Source organism: uncultured Eudoraea sp. (assembly GCF_947260015.1).
In the GTDB taxonomy this organism is placed as follows: Bacteria; Bacteroidota; Bacteroidia; order Flavobacteriales; family Flavobacteriaceae; genus Eudoraea.
In genome coordinates this window covers 1-9,675 of the sequence record NZ_CAMYOM010000054.1, presented here as the reverse complement: position 1 = coordinate 9,675, position 9,675 = coordinate 1, and the positions used below count along the sequence as shown (strand labels likewise).

The following is a 9,675-nucleotide window of genomic DNA, read 5'->3' as shown; positions in this document are numbered from 1 at the left end:
TACTCTATGTAGACATGGATAATGTGCTGGTAGATTTTCCGGCAGCAATAAAAAAACTCGATAAGGAGACCTTAGTCAAATATAAAGGCCGTTTGGATGAAGTGCCTGGTATATTTAGTTTAATGCCGCCTGTGGAGAGTGCAATTGAAAGCTATGCACAGCTAAGTGATTGGTTTGACACTTATATCCTCTCAACCTCTCCCTGGGAGAATCCGTCTGCATGGAGTGATAAGCTGCATTGGGTGAAGCAATATCTGGCCGATCCGGCTTATAAACGGCTTATCCTATCTCATAATAAACACCTTAATTATGGCGATTACCTTATTGATGACCGGCTAAAGAATGGGGCCGATCGTTTCCAGGGCGAACTGATCCATTTTAAGACTGCCCTGTTCCCGGATTGGCCGGCTGTGATTGATTATTTGAGGGATCGAAAATAGTATTTTTAGGTTATAAGGGCTCCTCTTGAAATAAACAAGGCATACAATTCGGATACCTAAAAAGTTGGCAAGTTGTTAAATTGTTGGATTATGGGACGGCTGTGCCCAATGAGCAAAGTGAAGTTTACCCCAGCCTTCACCACATGGCGGCGTTATAATTCCTTCCAATAGCATTGTAGTTTACTTATGGCTTATTGGCTTCTGTGCGGAAAATAAACGTTATTCCTCTCACCGCAAATACAAAATAACAGCTCCATCCCTATTGATAATGGTATAGGGCCTATCCGTACAAATTCTTGGGCAATTTTAGCACAGAAAGTGACTTTTTAAAATTTATGGTGTCTTAAGGATGTAAGTCATTAGAAGTTGTCCATTTTAAAAATATATTCATGAACTGACCTTTTTTATGGTCACCTTATCAGCCAGTAGCTGTACCCCGATATATCTACTGGCCAGATTTGGGAAAAACCTACAAAATGCATGCACTGAAAACGATAAATGAATTTGATGAAAGATAGTTTAGTTAGTTGGGTTGATTTGGGTCTCTGTAAGAACATAAAAATTTCCAAAGGAGACCCATATCTCAAGGTTTTATTAAATTGTGTTTATTTTCTAAATAACCGATTTAAACCATAGTAGATGGTGACCATACTTAAAAATTTATTTCTTGTATTAATCGGGGATCGATACAGGTCTGATTTAACAAAGGATAATCCTTATCGGGGCCTTAAGGATGAGGAATTGGTAAAAACCATCATTGAGACAAAAAACACCCTTTTATTCGGGATTATTTATGACCGCTATGCAAATAAGGTCTTTACCAAATGTGCAGGTTTTTCAAGGTCCGATGATGAAGCCGCAGACCTTACTCAGGATGTTTTTCTCATGATTTTCGTTAAAATGGGAAGTTTTAAAGGCGACTCTAAATTTTCAAGTTGGGTATACGCCTTAACCTATAATTTTTGTGTCAACTATGTGAACAGGAACAAAGCGCGTAAAATGAGTGAGAAATCGGAAAATCTGGACGCTAATGACCCTGGCATGTCCATTAATGTGGAGGACAGAAGCTTATTCCATCTGCGCTCGGACAAGCTAAAAACTGTTTTAGAACAGATAGCCCCGGAAGATAAAGCCCTCTTGCTTCTGAAATACCAGGATGATGTTCCCATCAAAGAACTTTGTACCATTCTGAATGTTGGTGAAAGTGCTGTAAAAATGCGCCTGAAAAGAGCGAAAGCAAGATTAATAGAAACCTATAATGCAACTCCATAATGGCAGATAAAAGTAAAAATCCGTTCAAAGATCTGGGCAAAATGATCAAGGATGCGCCCCCTAATCTAAAAACAAAGGTGATGAACGATGTTGCCACCGCAAAGCTTATCATGGAGCTGGCCTCCCTGTTTACCATAAACGTCAAAGAGGCGTTATCTGGTATGTTTAAGACCCGACGTAAAAACTAATATATAACTATCTAATCTCACTAAAATTATGGAATCAATTGGAAGTTTAGCATCAGAATCCCTCAAATCAATCTTTCAGGATATCGTCTCTGCACTCCCCGGAATCATAGGCGCAATCATCGTTTTGCTACTGGCATGGATCATCATTAAGATCATATCATTTATTTTGAAGAAAATCTTACGTATTGCACGGATTGACAGGGTCTCCGAAAAAATAAACGAAGCCAAATTATTTGGGGAAAAGAGTACGGTAAAAGTAGATGTGTCCAGGATCTTATTGGGCTTTGTAAAAGGGATCTTATGGATCACCTTTATCATAGTAGCAGCCGAAATAATGGGGTTAACGATTGTCTCAACCGAGATCTCAAATCTGTTACGCTATTTGCCTATTCTGCTTAGTGCCGTCGTCATTTTTATGATTGGGATGTTTGCTGCTAAACTGATCCGGAAAGCGCTGCAAGGTATTTTCGAATCCACGGGTATGAGCGGATCAAAAATAGTTAGTGGCATTGTGTACTATATAATTATTGTTTTTGTATTGGTAACCGCGCTGAACCAGGCCGGGATAGATACGGCAATTATCACCAGCAATATTACCCTGATCATAGGAGCCTTTCTCCTGGCCTTTGCCATAGGATTAGGCCTGGGATCCAGGGAAGTAGTTGCGGACCTGCTCAAGACATTCTATGCCCGCAAAACATATGCCGTAGGGGATTCAATTAAAACGAAAAAAATAGAAGGAACCATAGAGGCCATAGAAGGAATCTCGGTAACTGTAAAAACAGCTACCACTAAGGTTGTGATCCCAATAAAGGATCTGGTTCAAAATAAAGTAGAAATGAAATAGGACAAAATAGCGGGCAGCTGGCAGAGCCATATTGCGCGCTATAAGCAACTATAATCAACAATTTGTGTAATTAAAATAGAAACTAAAAATGGGAAAATTTGAAATTAAAAAAACGAAATCGGGTTTGTGTAAGTTCGATCTGAAAGCTTCGAACGGACAAGTGATCTTAAGCAGTCAAAGCTACAAATCTATGCCCGGTTGCAACAAAGGGATCAACACGGTAAAAGTGAATGCCAAAGATGATAAAAGGTATGACCGTAAAACAGCCAAAGATGGCAGCCCTTATTTCAATTTAAAGGCCAAAAACGGACAAATCATAGGCACCAGTGAGATGTATAGCAACACCTCCGGAATGGAAAATGGGATCGCTTCTGTAAAGAAAAATGCTCCCGGTGCCACTATTGAGCACAAGTCATAGAAATTAACAGCAATTCAATGAAAATAATGAAAACAAACACCATGAAAAAAATACTATTATTAGCTCTTTTTGTGTTGGGAAGTGTGTACACTTACGCCCAGACGGAAGACGAATTAAAGGCTGCAAAGGCAAATAAAAGTGATTCTATTGCGGCAATTCAGGGCAGGGTAGATGCTATCCAGGCTCAGATAGATGCTTTACCGGGGTGGAAGGTTGGAGCTTTTGGAACAATTGGAGGTAGTTTTTCCGGATTTAATAATTGGTATGCCCAGGCGTCACCTAATAACTCCGCAGGAACAATAGGTTTTACAGTTAATGGTTTTGCAAATCGGGATGAACCTAAATACTTCTGGAGGAATGCCCTTACGCTAAATCTTAATTGGGTAAAATTTGATGATAAGGATGATCCTAATGACCAAAAAGGTTTTAGACAAGCCACAGATGTATTTAATATTTCTTCTTTATACGGACGAAAATTAAGTGAAAAGTTTGCCATTTCAGGACTCATGGAATACAGAACCACCATTTTAAGCAACTTTAATGATCCGGGCTATCTGGATCTTGGCGTGGGTGCAACCTGGACTCCGGTTAAAGATCTCTATATAGTGATCCATCCATTGAACTACAATTTTGTTTTTAGTAGTACAGACGCAATTTTCGAATCTTCATTGGGAGCAAAGATCGTTGCCGATTACAGCAAAGAATTGGGCCCTGTCAAATTCAAAACAAATATGTCTATATTCCAAAGTTACAAGAGTTCCAACTTGTCTAACTGGACCTGGACCAACTCATTTTCCTATACATTGTGGAAGATGATTGGGCTAGGCTTCGATTTTGGGTTGCGAAACAACAAGCAAGAGGCGTTGAACTATTCTGTAAATACCTTAGGGAATACCACGGACACTTTTGATACGGTGAACAATGACCTTCAAACCTATTGGACCTTAGGATTGAGTTATTCGTTCTAACCATAAAACAACATACAGGAATTTCATTTATTAACTAAATATTTATATTAATCATTTAAACTAGTAGAACTAATGCTAAAAGAATTTAAGAATTTTATTATGACTGGCAATGTAATTGATTTTGCAGTTGCTGTAATTATGGCAGGGGCGCTAGGCCTTGTTATTAATGGCTTTGTAGCCGACATCGTTATGCCAATAGTAGGAGAATTTGCAGGAGGTGTAGATTTTGCCAATTTAAAATATGTCCTCACAGCTGCTTCAGGTACTGAAGGAGAAGCTGGCTATGTAGCAGAAAATGCAGTTCGATGGGGCGCATGGGTAAACACCATTGTTAATCTTTTAATTGTAGGATTTGTAATGTTTCTTATTGTTAAGGCTTATAACAAAACAAAAACACCCCCGGCTCCTCCGGCGCCATCGGGCCCTTCACAAGAAGAGCTGCTGGCAGACATACGAGACCTCTTGAAGAAGTAGTAGGTCGCTGCTTTTAAAGGAAGAATTAGAAAGCCCCTTGCATTTTAGAGTGCAGGGGTTTTTGTTATAAGGTAGTGGACATCCGCTTTTGCAGGTATTGTTTATGGAATATGTGATTTCCCTATCTTCATAGTTAACCCGGGAATCTATAAAAGACCCAAAGAAATACTCCCTCCTGGCGCGAGCCTCATGCGCGTGTTTCATATTTTTTAAACTAGATTTAAGAAAGGGCATCAATGTCAACGTAGCTTGTTCAGGCAAACAGGCGATGGGGGTACGGGCGTGACGCCTGCAGCATGGTGGTGAAATAGCCGGCAATTTGCTATTTTAGATTAGCCTGATAATAGTCACCTCACTCTTTCTAACACCCTATTCCGCTAATAAAGTGATGTCTCTTAATTATGCCTTCTCTGTCAAAGACAGATTGATTACAATGGCCATAAGGAGCCAGATAATAAATGTTTCACCATGTGTCATTTCGTAGGAAGAACCCGCCGATTTGGCTGCCAGCAATACAATGTAAACAATAATAGGTGATAAAAACAGGCTAATTACAAGACGTAGAATTGATTTTTTGAAATCCATACTTCATAGGTTTAGTTAGTTAATATTAACGATATTTTATACGTTGGCAACTGCTTGTTTTCAAATTTTGATCTACTGTTAAGGAAGCAGTTGTTTGTCCTTCCTAAGGTAGGGAATTATTAAATATGATGGATGAGTTAAAGATCTTGCAAGGTGAATGAACTAAACGAAGAGTATGCAATCATCGCAGTTTTTGACCTTACCATAGTATGTTTCACGATATTTATGCACGGTCTTGACGGGCAGACCCATAAAGTATCTTTTTATATAGGTAACCTTTGTAGTGAGCTCGCCCATATTAACACTGAAACGTTTTTCTGTTTTCGTTTTTCTTTTGAACCTCGGGATGGGATGACACATAAAATACAACAACCAGAATATTCAAAACCAACTACCTGGTTGTCCATCCACCATCAATGAGCATTATTTCCCCTGTAATGAGTGAGGCGGCATCCGAGGCCAAAAACACGACAGCTCCGGCAACCTCCATAGGTTTGCCAATACGGCCCAAGGGGATCCTGTCCAGTACACTCTGTCTAAAGGCCCTATCCTTTAACCAGGGTTCGGTACCCGGTGTTTCTATAAAGGTCGGCGCCACAGCATTGACGTTTATATTATACTTTGCCCATTCTGAAGCAAGGTTCTTGGTAAGATGATTGACCCCTGCTTTGGTCATACAGTAAATAGACTCATTGTCCAGGGCAATAAAACCGGCCTGGGAACTCATATTGATAATACGGCCCGATCCCTGTTTGATCATTTGTTTGCCCACAGCCTGTGCAGTAAAAAAGTTTCCTTTTAAATTCAAATTAATGGTATGATCAAAATCCTCTTCGGTTACATTTTCGGCAGGGTTACCGGGGGCAACACCAACATTATTCACAAGGATATTAATCTTGCCAAAAGTTTCAACCGCACGGGCAACAGCATCATTGATTTGCTGAAGATCGGAAACATCCATTTGCAAACGGATTACCTTTCTGCCCATGTCCTTAATTTCCTGCTCCAGTTCAGCGGCAGTAGTTACATCCCTTAAGCCCAAAGCAATGTCCGCACCTTCATGTGCCAGGGCAAGTGCGCATGCCCTGCCAAGACCTCGTGCCGCTCCCGTAACAATCGCCACCTTGCCATTGAGCTTGAAATCTGGGTATTCTTGTTCAAATTTTTTCATATTTAAATTCTTATCGTAACAAACTATCGTTTATGTGAACTTTGTTTGTAAACATCTTGTCGCTTTGACAATTTTTTGGAGAAATAAAAACTTCTTCAATCTTTTTGCCGTGATAGTATCTTAGAAATGATATGTATATTTAGTATTCGTTATCCTTTAAAATTAATCCTTTTTTTTGAACATATGCTGCCTGTTTTTGTTAGCTGAATTTGGCCCTGCAATCCCTACATATGTTTAGTACATTTAAACAATATGAGCAAACCACAGGGACAAATCAACAATCGACTACGTTAACTTGATTTTTACAGAGGTTTAACCATGTTTTTGCTCATAGCGGAGTTCTCACATCTATTTTCTTCTTATGGCACCTCTGCTATTGGTTATATAAAAAGAAAATATTAATAAAAGTTTGAGTTCAATTGATTTGTTCTCCGTTCAAGATGAGCCTGCCCGCCTCTGGAGGGCCTGCCCGCCTCTGGAGGGCCTGCCCGCCTCTGGAGGGCCTGCCCGCCTCTGGAGGGTAAACCGGCAGGCAGGTTTGCAGCAACTGGCATTCTCTGCTCCAAGAGCGAAGCGAACTAACCCAGCCCGCCGGCCGAAACTTAGTGAAGGCGGACATGTCCACAGTAACGTAGTGAAGGAAGCAGACCACATAAAAAGAGATCCAATCTATTTGTTTAGCTTGGATTTATTGGTCAGATAGTATGCTACAACACATTTTGGAAAAGCTTTAATTGATCAAGGGCGAAACTCAACCGGGGTGATCTTTATAATTTTGAAATCGGTTAGATCATTACCTTGAATGTCTATAAAAACATCCTCATTCAGTCCTTTTGCATTGGCCCTTTTGGCAAAATTTATTAAAACCCGTACAATACTATCTTCATAGTTGCCTACCGTTGCCGAAATTTGGTAAATCTCAAAGTTTTTAGGGGCAGCTTCATGTTTCTGAATATATTCTTTTGTAGGTTCATGGGTATTTATAAAGTGTATGGCATCAAATAAGGTCTGTGTTTTCATGAATTGGGATTTAAATCATTTAATAGTGTATAATATAGTTTAAAGTTCCCAAGGTTCAAATTTTATAGTTTTATATAATGCAACGGTTTTGAACCTTACGCCTTTCATAGCAGCCTTTTTTGTATCCCGTTTTTTTTAAAATTTCTATGCCCATTTAGACTTCTTACACAAAAAACTCAAAAAATTAATAGAACCTTTTGAAATTGAAAATGCTTGTAAAAGGGAGAGATTAAAAATTAGAAAAGGTGTTACAATTCGGATATCCAAAAAGTTGACAAGCTGTCAAATAGCAGGATATAAATACATTTCTATGCACATAAATCAATTTGAGGAAACCAATAGCGCAATAACATGCCATAGGCTAAAGGAAATGTATAAACATTAAAAACTATGGTCTAAATACCATTGACTCCCTTCACAAAAACCGTAAATTGCAGGACATGTCTTAACTAATTCTATACACTAATTTCGTATGGCAGATAAAAAGGATCTGGACTTCACCTATACCACAATCGACCAGATCTTTCGTCTAAGTATGGGAGAAACCGGTGATTACAGCGGGGCTAAATATGATGGGGATTTTTCGATGACTCTTGAAGAAGCCCAAAAAGCAAAGCACAAGTTCATTGCCGATAGCTTACTAATTAAAAAGGGAAGTAAAGTTCTTGATATGGCCTGTGGCTGGGCACCATTTACCAGATATATTGTGAAAGAAAGAGGGGCATCTAGTATAGGGTTAACCCTTTCCAGGGGGCAGGCCGAAGCTTGTCAAAAAAATGGATTTAATGTAGTGGTAAAAGATTGTCGTAATGTCAAACCTGAAGATTTCGGAACGTTCGACGCTATTACATGCATAGGGGGACTGGAACATTTCTGTTCAGTGGAAGAATGGCAGGAAGGAAAGCAGGAAAAAGTCTATGGTGATTTTTTCAGGACCCTCAGTGAGCTGTTGCCATCAGGAAAACGGTTTTATATGCAAACAATGACATTTAGTAAGAACATGATTCCTTTTAATGAGTTGGATTTAAATGCCGGGAAAGAATCTACAGCCTACATTATGGCATTAATGGTAAAGCAATTCCCGGGTTCCTGGCTACCTTATGGACCGGAAATGGTTATCAGTAGCTCTCAACCTTATTTCAAATTGATTTCCCAGAGTAGCGGAAGATTAGATTATATTGAAACTATCGCACAATGGAGAAAAAAATTCAGGAAGTTTAATTTGAAAAAATATTGGCTATACTTTTCACTAATTCCTCGCTATTTTACGGATAAAGAATTCAGGCACCTGGTAGCTATTTTCAAACTTAGTCCGAACAGAGTCTGTTTTGAAAATGAGGTAATGGATCATTACCGCTTGGTATTCGAGAGAATATAGCACGTTATTATCTAAACAACTGCTCTTCTAATTCTTCTGGAAGCATTTATTACTTAAATGTGCGGACCTGTGCTTTGACAGCCAGGCCATTTGCCATGGGTTTTTGTATTAGATAAACTTATTTGAAGCATCCTCATCGACTATATAGTCCCTTTAAAGGCATTTCTTTTTTCTATATCCTTCTTTTCGTTACTTGAGGTCAAATCTGCTCTCTTTAGAACAGGAGCTCAAAAAAGGATTATAATCCTGTTGGCGAAAATGGAAAGAAAAAACGATCTGCGTATTTTTTCAGGGATAGCATTGATAATGTTGGTCATCTCCTTAACGGCATGTAATACGTCTCAGAATTACTTCCAAAAGGAATATAAGAAAACTTGGAAAGAAACCACCCGGTCAGCTGCATGGATCAATTCCTTTAATGTCACTTCTTCTTTGAGTGATGAGCCCATTGAGGATCTTTATTCCTCGACAGAGCAGGGGGTTCTGGCAACAATGACGCCTAAAGCCCGGGAAAGGGCCGGCTTATTTGTTGAATTATATGACTCCTATGTTTCAAGGGCCTATTATAATCTGATTAGCGAGGCAAAAAAAGCCGATCAGCACTTGCTGGAGGAATATAATATCTTACTCAAAACCTCTAAAAACAGACCAGACAGATCCGAGTATAAAAAACAATTAGCTATAGCCAAATTGAGGTATGAAGCACACTGGAAAATGCTGGAAGGGCTAAAATCATGGAACGCCTTTAGTGAATATGGTTCTGACGATCTGGATTACTTTAAGCAAGAACAATTAGAAAATGCCTATTTAATGTTTAGCAGAGGTTCTTCCGATACAGAAATCATCAACTTTTTGGTTTATAGATTGGCTGATCTATACCACTTTGAAGAATAATACTTTTCCATTTCAAAAAA

At 39.1% G+C, this 9,675-nt stretch carries 12 protein-coding genes; 9 read left to right on the top strand and 3 right to left on the bottom strand.

The annotated features are described in order from the left end of the window. The 7 genes from Q0X66_RS14790 to mscL all read left to right on the top strand — a co-directional run. Window positions 1-440 (top strand): hypothetical protein (locus Q0X66_RS14790; protein ID WP_297707715.1); only part of this gene is annotated, 440 nt, incomplete at its 5' end. Between the two features lie 639 nt (window positions 441-1,079). Continuing rightward, window positions 1,080-1,712, top strand: a complete 633-nt coding sequence (locus Q0X66_RS14785; RefSeq protein WP_297707713.1) for a sigma-70 family RNA polymerase sigma factor — start codon at window positions 1,080-1,082, stop codon at window positions 1,710-1,712. Further along, a complete protein-coding gene (locus Q0X66_RS14780) occupies window positions 1,712-1,900 on the top strand; it encodes a hypothetical protein (protein ID WP_297707711.1) in 189 nt (62 codons plus the stop codon). The genes Q0X66_RS14785 and Q0X66_RS14780 overlap by 1 nt, the downstream gene beginning before the upstream one ends. Window positions 1,901-1,928: 28 nt before the next feature. Then, window positions 1,929-2,747, top strand: coding sequence for a mechanosensitive ion channel domain-containing protein (locus Q0X66_RS14775; RefSeq protein ID WP_297707709.1), 819 nt, complete (start codon window positions 1,929-1,931; stop codon window positions 2,745-2,747). Between the two features lie 88 nt (window positions 2,748-2,835). Continuing rightward, window positions 2,836-3,165 carry a YegP family protein gene (locus Q0X66_RS14770; RefSeq protein WP_297707707.1) on the top strand — a complete coding sequence of 110 codons (330 nt, stop codon included), beginning with the start codon at window positions 2,836-2,838 and terminating at the stop codon, window positions 3,163-3,165. A 41-nt stretch (window positions 3,166-3,206) separates the two neighbouring features. Then, window positions 3,207-4,133 carry a DUF3078 domain-containing protein gene (locus tag Q0X66_RS14765; protein ID WP_297707705.1) on the top strand — a complete coding sequence of 309 codons (927 nt, stop codon included), beginning with the start codon at window positions 3,207-3,209 and terminating at the stop codon, window positions 4,131-4,133. 72 nt (window positions 4,134-4,205) lie between these two features. Then, window positions 4,206-4,607 (top strand): large conductance mechanosensitive channel protein MscL, encoded by a 402-nt coding sequence (gene mscL, locus Q0X66_RS14760; protein WP_297707704.1) that lies wholly within the window; start codon window positions 4,206-4,208, stop codon window positions 4,605-4,607. A gap of 399 nt (window positions 4,608-5,006) precedes the next feature. Here the strand turns inward: mscL and Q0X66_RS14755 are convergent, their stop codons facing one another. The 3 genes from Q0X66_RS14755 to Q0X66_RS14740 all read right to left on the bottom strand — a co-directional run bounded on the left by Q0X66_RS14755 (window position 5,007) and on the right by Q0X66_RS14740 (window position 7,383). Then, window positions 5,007-5,192 carry a hypothetical protein gene (locus tag Q0X66_RS14755; RefSeq protein ID WP_297707702.1) on the bottom strand — a complete coding sequence of 62 codons (186 nt, stop codon included), beginning with the start codon at window positions 5,190-5,192 and terminating at the stop codon, window positions 5,007-5,009. Window positions 5,193-5,583: 391 nt separating this feature from the next. Beyond that, the gene (locus tag Q0X66_RS14745; RefSeq protein ID WP_297707698.1) at window positions 5,584-6,363 is read right to left on the bottom strand and encodes a glucose 1-dehydrogenase; all 780 of its coding nucleotides are present in this window, start codon (window positions 6,361-6,363) and stop codon (window positions 5,584-5,586) included. 738 nt (window positions 6,364-7,101) lie between these two features. After that, a complete protein-coding gene (locus tag Q0X66_RS14740) occupies window positions 7,102-7,383 on the bottom strand; it encodes a hypothetical protein (protein WP_297707696.1) in 282 nt (93 codons plus the stop codon). 472 nt (window positions 7,384-7,855) lie between these two features. Between Q0X66_RS14740 and Q0X66_RS14735 the strand changes: the two genes are divergently transcribed. Then, window positions 7,856-8,761: a class I SAM-dependent methyltransferase gene (locus Q0X66_RS14735; RefSeq protein WP_297707694.1), complete on the top strand. Its 906-nt coding sequence runs from the start codon at window positions 7,856-7,858 to the stop codon at window positions 8,759-8,761. Between the two features lie 258 nt (window positions 8,762-9,019). Continuing rightward, window positions 9,020-9,655, top strand: coding sequence for a hypothetical protein (locus Q0X66_RS14730; protein ID WP_297707692.1), 636 nt, complete (start codon window positions 9,020-9,022; stop codon window positions 9,653-9,655). Window positions 9,656-9,675: the final 20 nt, after the last annotated feature.